12 protein-coding genes are annotated in these 17,534 nt (G+C 63.0%); 7 read left to right on the top strand and 5 right to left on the bottom strand.

Annotation, left to right across the window (positions count from 1 at the left end; all coding sequences use genetic code 11):
- Positions 1-66 precede the first annotated feature (66 nt).
- The 4 genes from H3028_RS05850 to H3028_RS05835 all read left to right on the top strand — a co-directional run bounded on the left by H3028_RS05850 (position 67) and on the right by H3028_RS05835 (position 6,450).
- Positions 67-2,388, top strand: a complete 2,322-nt coding sequence (locus H3028_RS05850; RefSeq protein WP_181296122.1) for a Tex family protein — start codon at positions 67-69, stop codon at positions 2,386-2,388.
- 3 nt (positions 2,389-2,391) lie between these two features.
- Positions 2,392-2,781: a PaaI family thioesterase gene (locus H3028_RS05845; protein WP_181296121.1), complete on the top strand. Its 390-nt coding sequence runs from the start codon at positions 2,392-2,394 to the stop codon at positions 2,779-2,781.
- 117 nt (positions 2,782-2,898) lie between these two features.
- Positions 2,899-4,476 carry a glutamate--cysteine ligase gene (gene gshA / locus H3028_RS05840; RefSeq protein WP_181296120.1) on the top strand — a complete coding sequence of 526 codons (1,578 nt, stop codon included), beginning with the start codon at positions 2,899-2,901 and terminating at the stop codon, positions 4,474-4,476.
- Between the two features lie 228 nt (positions 4,477-4,704).
- On the top strand, positions 4,705-6,450 hold the full coding sequence (locus H3028_RS05835; RefSeq protein WP_181296119.1) for a CocE/NonD family hydrolase: 1,746 nt from the start codon (positions 4,705-4,707) through the stop codon (positions 6,448-6,450).
- A 36-nt stretch (positions 6,451-6,486) separates the two neighbouring features.
- Here H3028_RS05835 and argA read toward each other — a convergent pair whose 3' ends face one another.
- From argA to H3028_RS05815, 4 genes are all read right to left on the bottom strand, one after another.
- On the bottom strand, positions 6,487-7,788 hold the full coding sequence (gene argA / locus H3028_RS05830) for an amino-acid N-acetyltransferase (RefSeq protein WP_181296118.1): 1,302 nt from the start codon (positions 7,786-7,788) through the stop codon (positions 6,487-6,489).
- Between the two features lie 103 nt (positions 7,789-7,891).
- Complete coding sequence (gene argE / locus H3028_RS05825; protein WP_181296117.1) at positions 7,892-9,049, bottom strand: acetylornithine deacetylase; 1,158 nt, start codon at positions 9,047-9,049, stop codon at positions 7,892-7,894.
- A gap of 112 nt (positions 9,050-9,161) precedes the next feature.
- Positions 9,162-10,427, bottom strand: coding sequence for an inorganic phosphate transporter (locus tag H3028_RS05820; protein WP_181296116.1), 1,266 nt, complete (start codon positions 10,425-10,427; stop codon positions 9,162-9,164).
- 37 nt (positions 10,428-10,464) lie between these two features.
- Entirely contained in the window at positions 10,465-11,142 is a 678-nt protein-coding gene (locus H3028_RS05815; protein ID WP_168422611.1) for a TIGR00153 family protein, read from the bottom strand.
- 104 nt (positions 11,143-11,246) lie between these two features.
- Between H3028_RS05815 and H3028_RS05810 the strand changes: the two genes are divergently transcribed.
- Positions 11,247-12,617 carry an inorganic triphosphatase gene (locus tag H3028_RS05810; protein ID WP_181296115.1) on the top strand — a complete coding sequence of 457 codons (1,371 nt, stop codon included), beginning with the start codon at positions 11,247-11,249 and terminating at the stop codon, positions 12,615-12,617.
- Positions 12,618-13,012: 395 nt separating this feature from the next.
- Positions 13,013-14,791: a GspE/PulE family protein gene (locus H3028_RS05805; protein WP_181296114.1), complete on the top strand. Its 1,779-nt coding sequence runs from the start codon at positions 13,013-13,015 to the stop codon at positions 14,789-14,791.
- A gap of 136 nt (positions 14,792-14,927) precedes the next feature.
- Here the strand turns inward: H3028_RS05805 and H3028_RS05800 are convergent, their stop codons facing one another.
- Entirely contained in the window at positions 14,928-15,635 is a 708-nt protein-coding gene (locus tag H3028_RS05800; protein WP_181296113.1) for a murein L,D-transpeptidase catalytic domain family protein, read from the bottom strand.
- 228 nt (positions 15,636-15,863) lie between these two features.
- On the opposite strand from H3028_RS05800, the gene H3028_RS05795 reads away from it, so the two are divergent.
- Positions 15,864-17,492 carry a murein L,D-transpeptidase gene (locus H3028_RS05795; RefSeq protein WP_181296112.1) on the top strand — a complete coding sequence of 543 codons (1,629 nt, stop codon included), beginning with the start codon at positions 15,864-15,866 and terminating at the stop codon, positions 17,490-17,492.
- Positions 17,493-17,534: the final 42 nt, after the last annotated feature.

Raw genomic sequence — 17,534 nt, 5'->3', positions numbered from 1 at the left:
TGCCTTTATAATCGCGCCCTTTCGCGCAGGCCCGGCCTGCATGGTTTGACTGACCCAGGTAGGTTCATGGACAGCATCAACTCCCGCATTGCCGCAGAACTGGGCGTGCGCCCGCAACAGGTCGCCGCCACCGTGGCGCTGCTCGACGAAGGCTCCACCGTGCCCTTCATCGCCCGTTACCGCAAGGAAGTCACCGGCAGTCTGGATGACACCCAGCTGCGCTTGCTGGAAGAGCGCCTGCGCTATATGCGTGAGCTGGATGACCGCCGCGCCTCGATCCTCGCCAGCATCGAGGAACAGGGCAAGCTGACCCCCGAACTGAAGCATGAGATCGACCTCGCCGACACCAAGACCCGCCTGGAAGACCTCTACCTGCCCTACAAGCAGAAGCGCCGCACCAAGGGCCAGATCGCCCTGGAAGCCGGTCTTGGCGAACTGGCTGATGCGATCTTCGCCGATCCGGAGCTGAACCCAGAAAGCGAGGCTGCACGCTTCGTCGATGCCGAGAAAGGTTTTGCCGATACCAAGGCGGTACTCGAAGGCGCCAAGTACATCCTCATGGAACGCTTCGCCGAAGACGCCGATCTGCTGGCCAAGCTGCGCGACTTTCTTACCCACAACGCGACCCTCAGCGCGCGCGTGGTACCGGGCAAGGAAACCGAAGGGGCCAAGTTCAGCGACTATTTTGAGCACGACGAACCGCTCAAGAGCGCACCATCGCATCGCGCGCTGGCGATTTTCCGCGGGCGCAACGAAGGCGTGCTCAGCGTCAGCCTGAAAGTCGGTGACGAGGCGCCGGGCACCATGCACCCGGGCGAAGTGATGATCGGCGAGCGCTTCGGCATTGCCAACCGCGGCCGCGCGGCGGACAAGTGGCTCGGCGAAGTGGTGCGCTGGACCTGGAAGGTCAAGCTCTACACCCATCTGGAAACCGATCTGCTCGGTGAGCTGCGCGAAAAAGCCGAAGACGATGCCATCGGCGTCTTCGCCCGCAATATGCATGATCTATTGCTGGCCGCACCGGCCGGCCCGCGCGCCACCCTGGGCCTGGACCCGGGCCTGCGCACCGGCTGCAAGGTCGCGGTGGTCGATGTCACTGGCAAGTTGCTCGACACCGCCACCGTCTACCCGCATGCACCGCGCAATGATTGGGATGGCACCCTCGCCGTGCTGGCCAAGCTCTGCGCCAAGCATGCCGTCGACCTGATCGCCATCGGTAACGGCACGGCCAGCCGCGAGACCGATAAGCTGGCCGCCGACCTGATCAAGCAGATGCCGGGCCTTAAGCTGACCAAGGTGATGGTCTCCGAAGCGGGCGCCTCGGTGTACTCGGCTTCGGAACTCGCCGCCAAGGAATTCCCGGACCTGGACGTCTCGATTCGCGGCGCGGTGTCCATCGCTCGACGCCTGCAGGATCCGCTGGCCGAGCTGGTGAAGATCGAACCGAAGGCCATCGGCGTCGGCCAGTACCAGCATGACGTCTCGCAGCTCAAGCTGGCGCGCTCGCTGGACGCGGTCGTCGAGGACTGCGTGAACGCCGTCGGCGTCGACGTCAACACCGCCTCGGTGGCGCTGCTCGCACGCATCTCCGGCCTGAACACCACGTTGGCGCAGAACATCGTCGCCTACCGTGACGCCAACGGCGCCTTCGCGGCGCGCAGCGAGCTGAAGAAAGTGCCGCGGCTGGGCGACAAGACCTTCGAACAGGCCGCCGGCTTCCTCCGCGTGATGAACGGCAGCAATCCGCTGGATGCTTCGGCCGTGCATCCGGAGACCTATCCGCTGGTCAAGCGCATCGCCACCGATACCGGCCGTGACATCCGTTCGCTGATCGGCGACTCGACGTTTCTCAAACGCCTGGACCCGAAGCAGTTCACCGACGAAAGCTTCGGCCTGGTCACCGTCAGCGACATCCTGCAGGAATTGGAAAAACCCGGTCGCGACCCGCGCCCCGAGTTCAAGACCGCCGAGTTCCAGGAAGGCGTCGAAAAGCTCAGCGACCTGACGCCCGGCATGGTGCTCGAAGGTGTGGTAACGAACGTGACCAACTTCGGTGCCTTCGTCGACATCGGCGTGCATCAGGATGGTCTGGTACACATCTCGGCGCTGTCAGAGAAGTTCGTCAAGGATCCCTACGAGGTGGTCAAAGCCGGCGATATCGTCAAGGTCAAGGTCATGGAAGTGGACATTCCGCGCAAGCGCGTCGGTCTGTCCATGCGCATGAGCGACACGCCTGGCGAAAAGGCCGACAACATGCGCGGCGGTGGCAACAACCGTGGCGGCCAGGCGCGCGGCGAGCGCAAGCCGGCCAAACCGGAGACCAAGCCGGCACCGGTCAACAACGCCATGGCCGCACTGTTCGCCAATGCCAAGAGCATGAGGAAATAAGCCGTGAGTGTGAAAGTCGAAGCGATCGGCAGCAGCAGCGCCTTCGGGCGTCTGCTGGGCCTCGAAATTCTCAAGGCGGAAGGCGGCGAAGCCGTCCTCAGCCTGGAGATGCATGACGGCCTGCGCAACCTGCACGGCAAGCTGCACGGCGGCGCGTTGTTCTCGCTGATCGATACGGCCATGGGTCAGGCCAGCCACAGCCTGGGCGATGGTTCACCGAACAGCGTGACTCTCGAATGCAAGGTCAACTACATCCGTCCGGTGACCGACGGCGAACTGCTTTGTCGCGCCTGGGTGGTGCATGGCGGGCGCCGCACCCAGGTGCTCGAAGCCGAAGTCCACCAGGGCGAAAAGCTAGTGGCCAAGGCGCAATCGACTTTCGCCTGCCTCTGAAAGCGGCAAGCAGCACGCTACGAGCGCCAAGTAAGCACACTGAGCCCTCTCTTGCAGCTTGAAGCTTGTCGCTCGCCGCCCCATATTGTGCCGACTGATGCGTGAAGGAATTCAAACTTGAGCGACCTCCTCTCCCACCGCCTGGCATTGCTGGCCGAGCACACCCACCTTCCGCTGCTCTCGCAATGCCTGCACGGGATCGAGCGCGAATGCCTGCGCGTCGATGGCCACGGCCAGCTGGCGCTGACGCCGCATCCCCGCGCGCTGGGCTCGGCGCTGACGCACCCGAAGATCACCACTGATTATTCCGAGGCGCTGCTCGAGTTCATTACCGGCACCGAAACCGACCCACAGAGAACACTGGCCGAGCTGGATGCGATCCATCGTTACACCTACAGCAAGCTCGGTGACGAATTTCTCTGGAGCCCGTCGATGCCCGGCCACCTGCCGGAAGAGTCGCAGATCCCCATCGCCGAGTACGGTAGCTCCAACATTGGCCGGCTCAAGTATGTCTATCGCCAAGGGCTGGCACTGCGCTACGGCAAGACCATGCAGTGCATCGCCGGTATTCATTACAACTTCTCGTTGCCAGAGGCGTTGTGGTCGGTACTCCAGGCCGACGAGGGCGACGACCGCCCGCAGCAGGACTATCAGTCCTGGCGCTATATCGCGCTGATCCGCAACTTTCGCCGCTACAGCTGGCTGCTGATGTACCTGTTCGGCGCCTCACCGGCGCTGGATGCGAGCTTCATGCGCGGCCGTTCGCACCAACTCGAGCAGCTCGACGACGACACCCTATATCTCCCCTGGGCCACCAGCCTGCGCATGAGCGATCTGGGCTATCAGAGCAACGCTCAGGCCGGCCTGACGCCCTGCTACGACGACCTGCCGAGCTACACCAGCAGTCTGCACAAGGCCGTCTCGACGCCCTACCCCGAGTACGCGGCGCAGGGCATCAAAGACGCGAACGGCAACTGGCAACAGCTCAACACCAACGTGCTACAGATCGAAAACGAGTATTACTCGAACATCCGCCCCAAGCGTGTCACCGCTACAGGCGAGCGTCCGCTGCACGCACTGCGCGCGCGCGGCATCCAGTACATCGAAGTACGCTGCCTGGACATCAACCCCTTCCTGCCGCTGGGCATCGATGTCACTGAGGCCAGCTTCCTCGATGCCTTCCTGCTGTTCTGCGCGCTTCAGCAGAGCCCTTGCCTGGCCGAAGGCGAATGCAGCGCCAGCAACGACAACTTTCTCAAAGTGGTCAAGGAAGGCCGTAAGCCGGGGCTGGAACTACGGCGCTGCGGCGAAAACATCACGCTGCAGGCCTGGGCCAGCGAGCTGCTCGGCGAGATCGGCCAGGTGGCAGCCCTGCTGGACCGGAGCCATCGCGGCGAGCATCACGCCCAGGCTGTGGCCGTCCAGCAGGCAAAGATCGACGACAGTAGCCTGACCCCTTCTGCACGCGTCCTGCATGAGCTGCGCAGCAACGGCGAAAGCTTCAGTCAGTTCGCCCTGCGCCAGACCCGAAGCCATGCCGCCTACTTCCGCGACCAGTTGCTGTCGGCGGACGACATCCACCTCTTCGACGAGGCCGCGCGCGAATCCTTGGCACAGCAGGAAGTGATGGAAGCGGGCGACGAGCTGGACTTCGATAGTTTCGTCACCGAGTACCAGCGCAGCCTCAGCGCCTGAAGCTGTTGCCGTTTCGCTGCGCATGTCGGCGCTTACAGAACGCCATCACTGATATTTATAGGGCGTCATAGGCGCTCTAGCACCTTGCAGGCGGTGCCGTAACGCCGCCAGCCCGCGCGAGCCGGGAAATCTTCCGTCGGCGCACCACTCTAACTGTTCGTCCTTCCCAGGCGGCGGCATCCCGGCCGCCTGGGTTGGCCACCAGAACAATAAAAAGAGAGGTGCACTATGTCCTTGCTCGACATGTTGATATCGGCCCGAAGGGGCACCCTGGCGATGGCGGCTACCATCGGCCTACTGGTCGGTCTGGTCCTGCTGACCAACAGTGCGATTGCTGCCCCGATCGCCGGCGCCATCAGCGGCGGCGGCCCTGCGCTGTCGCAGCTGCGCTATGACCTGACTCTTACCTCGTTCGACGGCACGCCAATCGCAGTGACGGTGTTTCAGCCTTCTTTGGCTAAAGGCCAGGCGGCGCCGCTGCTGATGTACAGCCATGGCTGGGGTGGAAGCCGCTCCACCGAACTCACTGAAAGCGACTCGCTTACGGTAACTGCGCGGCGCGCCTGGGAATCTGGCTACTTCGTGATGACGTTCGATCAGCGCGGCTTCGGCGACAGCGGCGGCAAGGCCAACGTTCAGGACCCGGCGATCGAGGGGCGTGATATCCAGACCCTGCTGGACTGGGCCGAAGGCACCCTGACACCGCACCTGGCCTATCTGCGCGGCGATCCTTTGATCGGCGGCATCGGCCTCAGCTACGGCGGGGGCTTCCAGCTCGTCGGCGCCAGCATCGATCCGCGCTTCGATGCGCTGGTGCCGATGATTACCTGGCATGACCTGTCCTACAGCTTGACCCCAAATGGCGTACCGAAAAGTCTCTGGCTGTCGCTGCTCAGCGGGCTCGCCCTGAATGACCAGGCACCCTGGGTCACCGAAGCCTATGCGCAGTCCCTCTCGGGCAGTGTCGATGCACAAGCGACACAGCGCCTTGCCGGCCATGGCCTGGGCGCCTTCTGCGGCCCAGACGGCCAAGCGCCGCGGGTCGATGCGTTCTTCATTCAGGGCGCCAATGACACGCTGTTCAACGCGAATGAAGCGGCCTGGAACTACCAGTGTTTGCGCCAGGCCGGCAACGATGCCTACTTGCTGGTATCTACCGGCGGCCACCTGCTGCCGGGCATGCAACAAGGTGCTCTCGGCTCGGTGGATGCCGACGTCCAATGCGGTGTTAGCAGCTATCGGATCACTGATCTGGCCTACAACTTCCTCGACGGCAAGCTTCGCCAGTTGCAACGCAGCATCGACATGCCGCGAGTGTGCCTGACGCAGAGCGAGCACCACGGCATCGTTGTCGACCAGATGCCGCGCGGAGGGCTGCAATTGAACGTGGAAAGCGGCGACTTTCTGGTCGGCCCGCCGTCTATCGACCTGGTGCTGAACCTGCTGGCCAAGCTGGAGCCGGCCAGATTATCCGAGGTGCTCAGCCGCCTGTCCGCCAGCAGCGTGAAAATCCTGCTCGGCGCGCTCAGTGGCCTGGGCAAGGCTGACCCGGACCAGGTGAGCGCCATCCTCACCGAGCTGGTCGCCACACTGCCTCCGCAACTGATCGCCGAGTTGGGCAGCGCGCCGCGCTTCGTCCCGCTGTATCGCGCCATCGGCGAACAAACCCTGGCCGGCCTACCGTTGGCAGATTTGACCCTGGATGGTGAAGCGGCTCTTGACCCACGCGTGTTCGTCGGTCTTGGCATCAAGCGCCTGGGCAGCGGACGCACCGAGCTGCTCCAGGATCAAATTCTGCCGCTGCGGGGCGTCGGTACGCACAGCACGGAACTGATCGGTATCAGCACGCGCCTGCAGCATGGAGATGAGGTGGGGTTGATGCTCTACGGCTTCCATCCGCAGTACACCCTGAGCTTTTCCAGACTGCCCAGCGCTGTCAGCCTGCGCGGCACCGTACAGCTGCCGTTGCACTGAAGAAGCCATGGCGGGCGTTGCGCCCGCCACTCGGCTTCAAAGCGCCTTCTCGAAAATCTTCGAGTTGCGCTGAAAGTTATAGAACGAAGCCCTCGCCGCCGGCAGCCGCTCCACGCCGCTGGGCTCGAAGCCGCGCTCGCGGAACCAATGCGCCGTGCGCGTGGTGAGTACGAACAGCGTTCTCAGCCCCAGCTGGCGGGCGCGTGCTTCGATGCGCTCGAGCAGTTCGTCGCCTCGCCCGCCGTGACGGTACTCGGGGTTGACCGCCAGGCAGGCCAGCTCGCCCGCATCGGAATCGGCGATCGGATAGAGCGCCGCACAGGCGATGATGAGTCCGTCACGCTCGACGATGCTGAACTGTTCCACCTCGCGCTCCAGCACTTCACGCGAGCGCCGCACCAGGATGCCCTGTTCTTCCAGTGGCGTGATCAGGTCGATCAGCCCGCCGACATCCTCGATGGTCGCTTCGCGCAGCTGCTCGAATTGTTCCTGAGTCACCAGGGTGCCGTCGCCGCCGTCGCGGGTGAACAACTCATTGAGCAGCGAGCCATCCTCGGCGTAGCTGATCACGTGACTGCGCCGCACCCCGCCCTTGCAGGCCTGCGCCGCGGCGCTGAGCAGCTCGGCCTGATAGCTTCCAACAAGCCGTTCGACATAAGCCGGGATTTGCTGTGGGCGCAGTTCGCGCACCAGTTTGCCGAGCTCGTCGCGCAGACCGCGCTCGGCACCGTAAAGCACCAGTTTGTCGGCCTGCAGGTCGATGGCCGCGCGGGTAGCGATGTCCTCGCAGGCGATGTTGAAGATCTCCCCGGTGGGGGAATAACCCAGCGGCGAGAGCAGCACGATGGTGCGCTCGTCGAGCAGACGGCCAATACCCTTGCGGTCGACCCGGCGCACCTCGCCGGTGTGATGGAAATCCACTCCGTCGAGCACGCCGATCGGCCTTGCAGTGACGAAGTTGCCGCTGGCCACGCGCAACCGTGCGCCCTGCATCGGCGAAGCGGCCATGTCCATCGACAGCCGCGCCTCCAGCGCGATGCGCATGTGGCCAACAGCGTCGATCACGCACTCCAGCGTGGCCGAATCGGTAATACGCAGGTCGCGGTGGAAGCGCGGCTCGATGCCGCGAGCGGTCAGCCGCGCCTCGATCTGGGGACGCGAGCCGAACACCAGTACCAGACGCACGCCGAGGCTGTGCAACAGCACCAGATCATGGACGATATTGGGGAAATTCGAATGCTCCAACGCATCGCCAGGCAACATGACCACGAAAGTGCGGTCGCGGTGCGAGTTGATGTAGGGCGATGAGTCGCGAAGCCAGGTGACGTAGTTGTGCATTGCAAAAGCCTTAGATAACCGCTTTTCAGTCCGGAAGCCGGGTCGAGTAAGTGAGAGGCAGGGAGCAGGTTCGGGCTGCGATTCAGGATCGCCGAACCTGCTCCTATCCTCGGCTCGCCGGTTGCAGGCAGTAGTGTTCAATCATTCCGCGCAACAGCCTCACGGTGGGTTCGATTCTGTCGAGATCCAGGTATTCGTCCGGCTGGTGAGCACAGGCGATGTCGCCCGGACCGAGCACCAGCGTCTCGCAACCAAGCTGCTGAAGATAAGGCGCTTCGGTGGAGAAGGCCACTGCCTCGGCGGCATGACCGGTGAGCCGTTCGGCCAGTTTGACCAGTTCGCTCTCGGCGGGCTGATCGAAGGCCGGCACGCTGGGAAACAACGGCGTCAGATCGACCTTTACCTGATGCTTTTCGGCGACCGGGCGCAACCGCTGGGCGATAGCCTCGCGCAATTGCGCCGGTTCCATGCCCGGTAGCGGGCGCAGATCGTACTCCAGCGAGCACTGGCCACAGATCCGGTTGGGATTGTCGCCGCCATGGATACAGCCCAGGTTGAGGGTCGGCTGTGGCACGTCGAACAGTGGGTTGTTGTATTGGTTCTGCCACTCGCGACGCAGCGTGATCAGTTCGCCCATCACGCTATGCATGGCCTCCAACGCGCTGTGACCGAAATCCGGGTTGGAGGAATGGCCGCTTTGCCCATGTATCTCGATGCCCTCCATCATGATGCCCTTGTGCAGGCGCACCGGCCGCAGCCCCGTCGGCTCACCGATTACCGCAGCCCGTCCCAGCGGCCGGCCCGCCTCGGCCAGCGCGCGAGCGCCGGACATGGAGCTCTCCTCGTCGCAGGTGGCGAGGATCAGCAGCGGCTGCTTGAACGGCTGATCGAGCAAGGGCAGCACCGCTTCGATGATCAGCGCGAAGAAGCCCTTCATGTCGCAGCTGCCGAGGCCGTACCAGCGGTCGTCGGCTTCGCGCAGCCGTAGCGGGTCGGCCGTCCACAGTTCAGCATCGAAGGGCACGGTGTCGCTGTGCCCCGCCAGCACCAGGCCGCCCGGCCCGGTGCCGTAACTGGCGAGCAGATTGAATTTGCCGGGGGAGATTTCCTGCGTTTCGCAGGCGAAGCCGAGATCGTTCAGCCAGCTGGCAAGAAGATCGATGACTGGACGATTCGTCTGGTCCCAGTGGGCCTGAGTGCAGCTCACCGAAGGCGCAGCAATAAGTGCGGCAAACTGGTCTCTGAACGAGGGAATGGGCACCGACAGCCTCCTGAAAGACGGGGACGAGGGCGCTCAGTGAAACATGAAACGCGCCGCGGCAGTTCTCCCGTTCGGGAAAAACTGTCGCGGCGGTTTGGGATTGGCCGTTACGTCAGACGAAGATCGCCCGAAGGATGGTGAAGTACAGCACGGCTAGCGCGGCGCCTACCGGCAAGGTGATCAGCCAGGACATGAAGATCTTGCCGATCACACCGAGGTTTAGCGCACCGATGCCGCGGGCAAGACCCACGCCCAGCACAGCACCCACCAATGTGTGGGTGGTGGAAACCGGCAGGCCGATGGCCGAAGCCCCGACCACGGTGCTGGCAGCTGCCAACTCAGCGGCGAAACCACGGCTCGGAGTCAGTTCGGTGATCTGCTTGCCAATCGTGGCGATGACTTTGTAGCCATAGGTGGCCAGACCGATAACGATACCCACCGCCCCCAGCAGCAGCACCCAGCCGGGCACTGTGGATTTCGTGCCGATGGCTACGTCAGCACCGCCCTCGAGCACGCCGACGATAGCGGCCAGCGGGCCGACGGCATTGGCCACGTCGTTAGAGCCGTGAGCGAAGGCCATGGCGCAGGCAGTAAAAATCATCAGGACGGCGAAGACTTTTTCCACACTGGAGAAGTGGAAAGCCCTGTCCGCTTCCACGTCCACCTGGATCCGCCGCAACAAGAGGATGCCGAGCAACATGACCAGTACGCCCACAGCTATCGCCAGCAGAAAACTCTGCCCGCCGCTGAGGTCCAGACCGACGTGCTTGAGCCCTTTGGAAAGGGTAACCAGGGCGACCATGAAGCCGGTCAGGAACATATACATCGGCACGAAGCGCTTGGCATTCTGGAAGGGATTATCAGTGTCGATAATCAACTTCTGCACGCTGACGAAGATGCCGAAGGCGATAGTCCCGGAGAGCACTGGCGAAACCACCCAGCTCGCCACGATCGGCCCCACCGCATCCCAATGCACGGCGTCCACAGAGATGCCGACCGCGGCAAAGCCGATCACCGCACCAACGATGGAGTGGGTGGTGGAAACCGGCCAACCTTTGGTGGTGGCAATCAGCAACCAGGTGCCGGCGGCTAAAAGCGCCGACATCATGCCCAGCACCATCAGGTCTGGCGTGATTAACGCAGCATCGACGATGCCGCTCTTGACCGTTTCGGTCACTTCGCCGCCGGCCAGATAGGCGCCGCAGAATTCGAACACCATTGCCACGAAGATCGCTTGCTTGATGGTCAGCGCCTTGGAGCCCACCGAGGTGCCCATGGCATTGGCCACGTCGTTGGCACCGACACCCCACGCCATGAAAAAGCCGAACGTGCACGCAAGGATCAGGAGTACGAAGCCGTAATCCGCGATAAAAGACATAAAAATTACCTGTTGAAGCCGTAAAGGAAGCCGGCGCTTAGCGCGCCAGCAGTTGTTCCAGACGGTTGCCGACGCGCTCGGCGCGGTCAGCGACGTCGCCTATCCATTCGATGATCTTGTAGAGGAACATCACATCGACCGGCGGCAATTCCTTTTCCAGCCTGAACAGCGCTCGGCGCACCGCGATCTGCATGCGGTCGGTTTCACGCTCGATTTCGCCTATTTCTTCGACCATGCTTTCAACCAGCGTGGCTTCGCGGCCGCTGAAGCCGGTTTCGAGCAAGGAGTCCAGTTCCTTGAGCGCCTTCAGCGCCTGGCAGCTGGCATCCACGCTGCGCTGCACGAAGGCCAGCATTTCCGGCTGCATGGCCGGCGGTACGGTCATGCAGCGTCCCAACATCAGCCCGGCGATGTCCTTGGCGCGGTTGGCAATTTTGTCCTGTACACTCAGCAGCTCCAGCAGATCCGAGCGCGGCACCGGCAAAAACAGGCTTTGAGGCAAATGCTGGCGAACGCTTTTCTTGAGCTTGTCGGCCTCGTTTTCCAGTCGGGCCATCTCTTGCTGGATCTGCTCGACGCGCTCCCAATCTTCTGCCGTAATCGCCTGGAACAACGGCACCAGGTTTGCGGCACATTCGTGGGACTTGGCCATGTGCTGTTGCATCGGACCGATTGGCGAGCGTCCGAACAAGCTGGCGAAAGGATTCATTGGCATAGGGAGCACCCCGATTTCAGAAGGCGGCAAGTATACGGATGACCTCAAAGGGCCGCTACCGCGTGACGTTAGTCACACTTAAACATAGGCATCATCTCGGCATCATGCAGAAAGAAACTGAAATCAAACTGCGCGCCAGTCGCGAAACCCTCGCGGCGCTGCGCGACCACCCGCTGCTGAAAAAGCGCAACAAGAGCGGCTGGCAGCGGCACGAGCTGTTCAATCAGTATTTCGACACGCCCGAACGCGAACTTGCTCATGCCAAGGTTGCGCTGCGCCTGCGCCGTGATGGCGAGCAGTTCATCCAGACCCTGAAAAGCCGTGGTCAGAGTGTTGCCGGGCTATCCGAGCGCAACGAGTGGGACTGGTACCTGGACAAGGCCAAGCTGGACCTGAAGAAACTCGACAATGAATGTTGGCCAGCCGCCCTCGCCGAGCTAGACAAAAAAACCCTGAAGCCGATCTTCACCACTGATTTCGTGCGTGAAAAAGCCGAGATCGCCTGGGGGCGCGGTAAGGCTAAGGTGGTCATCGAGGCGGCGCTGGACTTGGGCAAGGTGGTGGTAGGCAAGCAGAGCGAGGAAATCTGCGAGCTGGAGCTGGAATTACGTCAGGGCGACCCCGAGGCGCTGCTGGAGCTGGCAGCCGAGCTGGCTGCGGATCTGGCACTAATGCCCTGCGACATCAGCAAAGCCGAGCGCGGCTACCGCTTGTATGACGCTGACAGCTATTCATTGACCCTGCCGGCACCCGCGCTCGAGGCGACGATGCCGCTGGATGACGCCTTTGCCGCGCTGTCTTGGCAGTTGCTGGGGAACAGCCAGCGGCTGGCGGAGCAATACCGCTTCAATGGCCGCTGGAAGCTGCTCGGGGAATGGCTGCAGCAATTGGTGGAACTGCGCGCCCTGCTCGGCAGCCTCGGTCAGGCTGCACCGCGCGCCACCAGCCGTGAGCTGCGTGAACAGCTCGATGCGCTGATTCAGGATTGGCGCCCTCGTATCGAAGCCGGCCAGGACGACGAGAGCATCCGCCAGTCCGCACCCGGTGATTTCGCTGCAGAGCTGGCCCAGCCGCGCTGGGGCCTCTTCTCGCTGCAAGCCTCGCTGTGGCTGTTCCAGCGCGGCTGGACGGTCGGTCGCAACAACCGCGGTAACCGCCAGGGTGCTGCCGAGTTGGGTAACTGGCTGCCACGTCTGCTGGGCGAGGAAGCCGAGGCATTGCAACTGCTGCGCTATCAGCAGCAACCCGAAGACCTCGCCGAGCAGCGCCCACGCATGGAACGGCTGCTGGTCTGGCTGCATCTGGCCCGCGCCACGCTGGAGCTGCCGGAGGTCGACCGTCTCTATGGTGAACTGGCCAAACTCTATGCACTGGCGCAGCAGCCGCTGAACGACGAGCTGCTCGATGCTCGCATTGAGCAGGCCCGTACGGTCTGGACGCTGAAGCCCTGGAAGCAGCTGCTCAAGAAGGCGTAGGCCGAACTGTCCTTACTGAACCTCGGGCGGGATAGCCCTGAGCGTTGCCGCGGTGGAGAAAGAAAGCGGCACCCACCCTCCCCCGCGTAGGGTGGGCTTTAGCCCACTGCTTGCTCGCACGGCAGCCTTTGTCTGCCTCGCTTGGCTTGCTGCCCCGCCCGCGATTGCTGGAACGCCGCCCGGCCCCGATTCCCCATCGATCCACCGCGCTGAGTTACCGTGGTGGGTAAAGCAGTATGCTCGCTGCTTTGTCCGGATCCGGCACCCAGGCTGCGCAGTCATTCATCGGCGACGCACCGACGACTCCGCAAAGCTGAACCGCCCGGAGAGACAGAGCACGCGTTTAACGGCAAGCTTAACCTTCGTTTCCGCAATGATCGAAAGGCCCCCATACCGTGTTGAACTCGCCCACCCAGGACCGCTTTCTCGACCTCAATGACCTGCTGCGTGACCTGGTCGCCCAAGGACGACTGCAGCAGGAAACTGCCGAGCAATGCATGAACCTTCGGCGCAGCGCGGCGAACAATCAGCAGCATCCGCTGGAATTCCTCGGCGTACAGCAACTCGACGATCTGGCGCGGCCCGGCAAAAAACTCGATCTGGAAAGCCTGACCGTCTGGCTCGCCGAGCAGGCCGGACAGCCCTATCTGCGCATCGATCCGCTGAAGATCAATGTCGCCGCGGTCACGCCGCTCATGTCATACGCATTCGCCCAGCGCCACAAGATTCTGGCGGTGGCGGTGGACAGCTCGGCGGTGACAATCGCCAGCAGTCAGCCATTCGTGAAAAGCTGGGAAGCCAACCTGACCCACGTGCTCAAGCGGCCGATCAAGCGGGTGGTGGCCAACCCGGTCGACCTGCAGCGCTTCACTGTGGAGTTCTACCGACTGGCCAAGTCAGTTACCGGGGCCACCGCCAATGATCAGAAGATCAGCGGCACCGGCAACTTCGAGCAGTTGCTGAACCTCGGTGCCAGCGATCAAGAGCCGGATGCCAACGATTCGCACATCATCAACATCGTCGACTGGTTGTTCCAGTACGCCTTCGATCAGCGCGCCAGTGACATTCACATCGAGCCACGACGCGAACAGGGCACGGTGCGTTTTCGCATCGATGGCGTGCTGCACAATGTCTACCAATTCCCGCCCCAGGTGGCGATGGCGGTGGTCAGCCGGCTGAAGACGCTGGGGCGAATGAACGTCGCGGAAAAGCGCAAGCCGCAAGATGGCCGGGTCAAGACGAAAACCCCGGAAGGCGGCGAGGTGGAGCTGCGCCTGTCGACCCTGCCGACTGCCTTCGGCGAGAAGATGGTGATGCGGATCTTCGATCCGGAAGTGCTGCTCAAGGGTTTCGATCAGCTGGGGTTTTCCGCCGAGGACCTGCGTCGCTGGCAGAGCATGACCGGCCAGCCCAACGGGATCATCCTTGTCACCGGTCCCACCGGCTCGGGCAAGACCACTACGCTCTACACCACGCTCAAGCAGCTGGCGACGCCGGAGGTGAACGTCTGCACCATTGAAGACCCGATCGAAATGATCGAAGGCGCCTTTAACCAGATGCAGGTGCAGCACAACATTGAGCTGACCTTCGCCAGCGGCGTGCGCGCGCTGATGCGCCAGGATCCGGACATCATCATGGTCGGCGAGATCCGTGACCTGGAAACCGCAGAAATGGCGATCCAGGCGGCGCTGACCGGGCACCTAGTGCTGTCCACCCTGCACACCAACGATGCGCCGAGCGCCATCACGCGATTGCTGGAGCTGGGCGTACCGCACTACCTGCTGCGCGCGACGCTACTGGGCGTGATGGCGCAGCGTCTGGTGCGCACCCTGTGCCCGCACTGCAAAGCGCCCGTAGAGCTGGATGCCGACGACTGGCAGGCGCTGACCAAGCCCTGGAACGCCCCGCTACCAGGCAATGCGCAACAGGCCGTGGGCTGCATCGAATGCCGCGACACTGGCTATCGCGGCCGCGCCGGCGTCTACGAAATCATGCTGCTCAATGATGCGATCAAGCCATTGATCACCGCCGACACCGATCTCATCGCCCTGCGCCGCCAGGCCTTCAAGGACGGCATGCACAGCCTGCGCCTGTCCGGCGCGCAGAAGATCGCGGCGGGGCTGACCACGCTGGAAGAAGTGCTGCGGGTAACGCCGCAGAGTGAGCAGAAGTAGCTGGAGGCTGGAGGCTGGAGGCTGGAGGCTGGAGGCTGGAGGCTGGAGGCTGGAGGTGATTGTAGGGTGAATGTCGCTTTTTACATCCACACAACTCCGCCGGTGGATCGGTGAAGCGTGATCCACCCTACGCCAGCTACCCCTGCCGCGCGGCCAAGATACCTGCGACGGTGGAAGGCTTGCAATTCAGGTACGCAGAGGATTCCAACCATTGCTGATCCGGGTACCAGGAGAACATGAACTGCCCGCCTTTCAGGCTATCGACCACCATACGCGCCACTTCCGGACGCACCGCGGGGCAGCCCTGGCTGCGGCCGATGCGGCCCTGAGTCGCGATCCAGGCGGGATTCACATAATCGGCCGGGTGGATAACGATCGCCCGCTCGCGGGCCAGATCGTTAATGCCGGGCTCGAGGCCATCCATGCGCAACGAATAACCGTGCTTGCCGCTGTAGCTCTCGGCGGTGCGGAACAGCCCGATGCTCGACTGATGGCTGCCCAGCACGTTGGAAAAGCGGGTGGCGAGGTTATCGCCAGACTTCATCCCGTGGGCGACAAACTCCTTCAGCAACAATCGACGCTGTTTCAGGTCAAAGATCCAGAGGCGGCGCTCCGACGACGGCAACGAAAAATCGATCACCGCCAACCGCTGTGCGGGGCTGGCGCCGTTGTTGACCGCACATTGCATGGCCGCTACGGCGTGCGTGAGCACTTCGGGATTCAGCGCCGGAGCCAGAGGGGACAGGTCGTCCACGATCGGCTGGTAGGAAGGGCTGGCCGCCAGTAGCGGCATTGACAGGAAAAGGCCTGCCACGAGACAAAGGCGTCGGAACGAAACCATCATGTGTTGATATACCTCACCGACGCCAAGGCCGAACGTCCCTTTCGGCTGGCGCCTTGACTCGCTGCCGACCCGAGCGGGCTCAGCGAAACAGGTCAGACGGGAGCGAAGGGGCTCCCACTTCGTCTGACAGATCATTTTGTAGTGGCCCGGAAGGGTCTGGTTTTCCCAGAAGCCGCAACGGATCAGCGGCGGAGTCTAGCAGTCGGTGGGATGGCCGGGAGTGAAGCGTTGTACAAAAAACATGCATTCCGTCTGGTAAGCGCACTGTTGTTGGCACCCGTACTGGCGCTGGCGCAACCCGCCAATGAGCCACTCAACCCCATCCGCAACGCCTTGGAGACACTGCCCAGTACCTGCGGGGCGCCCCTTGCGGCGATCGATGAAAGCGCTCGGCAGCAGCTGACCGAGCTTTATCGCCGGCATCAGTTCGAAGCGCTGTGGACCTCCTACGTGCAGCTCGACAAGCTGCTCGCGCAACTGAACGGGCTGATCGATGACGGACTGAACCCGGTCATCTACCATCCCGAAGCGATTCGTCAGGCGATGCAGACCGCCACGACCAAACCGCTGCACCGCGAATGCAGCGACATCCTCGCCACCCACGGGTACCTGCTGGCGCTGCGGCACCTGAGCCATGGGCGCCTGCCGCAGGATCGCCTGGAGCCGGTCTGGCGCAGCCCTGCAGCCGCAGTTCAACAACAGACGAACGAGCAACTGCTGGCAAACGCCGACGCCGGCCTGGCGCACCTCGAGCAGGCCTTCGATAGGGCGCGCCCGACGCTCGAGCAATACCACAACCTGCGCAAGGCCCATTCGCGCCTACGTGCCGAGGCGCCCCGGCAGTGGCTGCCGATCCCTGCCGGCCGGACCTTACGCCCCGGCATGTCGGACCCACGGGTCCCATTGCTGCGCCAGCGGCTGATCAGCGACGGCTATCTGCTCGATGCCTTGGTGCCGGGCGGCATCGAGACACGCTACAACCAGCCGGTCGAGCAGGCGGTCAAGGCGTTTCAAGCCCAGCACGGGTTACAGGATGACGGCATTCTGGGCGCCGAGACCCTGGCCGCTCTTAACGTCAGCCCGAGCGACCGGCTGAACCAGCTGAAAATCAACCTCGAGCGGTTCCGCTGGCTGTCCCGCGATATCGAGGCGCGCTCGCTGCTGGTCGACATCGCCGGTGGGCAAGTCATCTATTTCCGCGACAATCGCCCGCAATGGCAGGCCCGCAGCCAGGTCGGCCGCGATACGCGACAAACCCCGGCGATCAAATCGAACGTCACGCGCCTTACGCTCAATCCGACCTGGACGGTGCCGCCGACCATCCTGCGCGAAGACAAGCTGCCCAACATTCGCCAAGATCTGGGCTATCTCGCCGAGCAGAACATGCAGGTGCTCGACTATCAGGGCAACACGCTGGAACCGGAACAAATCGACTGGGACAACCCCGGCAAGATTCTCCTGCGTCAGGCCGAAGGGCCCGGCAACCCGCTCGGGCGCCTGGTTATCCGCTTCGCCAATCCCTTTGCCATCTACCTGCACGACACGCCGAGCCAAGGCCTGTTCGACCGCTCACAACGGGCGTTCAGCTCCGGTTGCGTCCGGGTCGAGTCGGTGATGCAGCTGGTCGATCTGCTGCTGTCCGATGGCGAGCGCGAACGCTTCGACCGGTTGCTCGCAACGGGCCGGACCCACGAATTCAATCTGGCCGAACCGACGCCGGTACTGCTGGCCTACTGGACGGCCGAAGCTGACAGCGCTGGGCAACCGCACTTCCGCCCGGACATCTATAGCCGAGACGCCGACCTGCTGGCCGCGCTGCTGGCCGCCGATCGGCGAGAGCTGCTGGGCAGCCGGTAGCCGTAATCCAGCGAAGCGAACCGGCGACAATTAAGTGGTGGG

It is taken from the genome of Pseudomonas sp. Q2-TVG4-2 (assembly GCF_013620795.1).
GTDB lineage: Bacteria > Pseudomonadota > Gammaproteobacteria > Pseudomonadales > Pseudomonadaceae > Stutzerimonas.
Note: the sequence above shows the minus strand (reverse complement) of the source record. Positions and strands in the feature narration are given on the sequence as shown.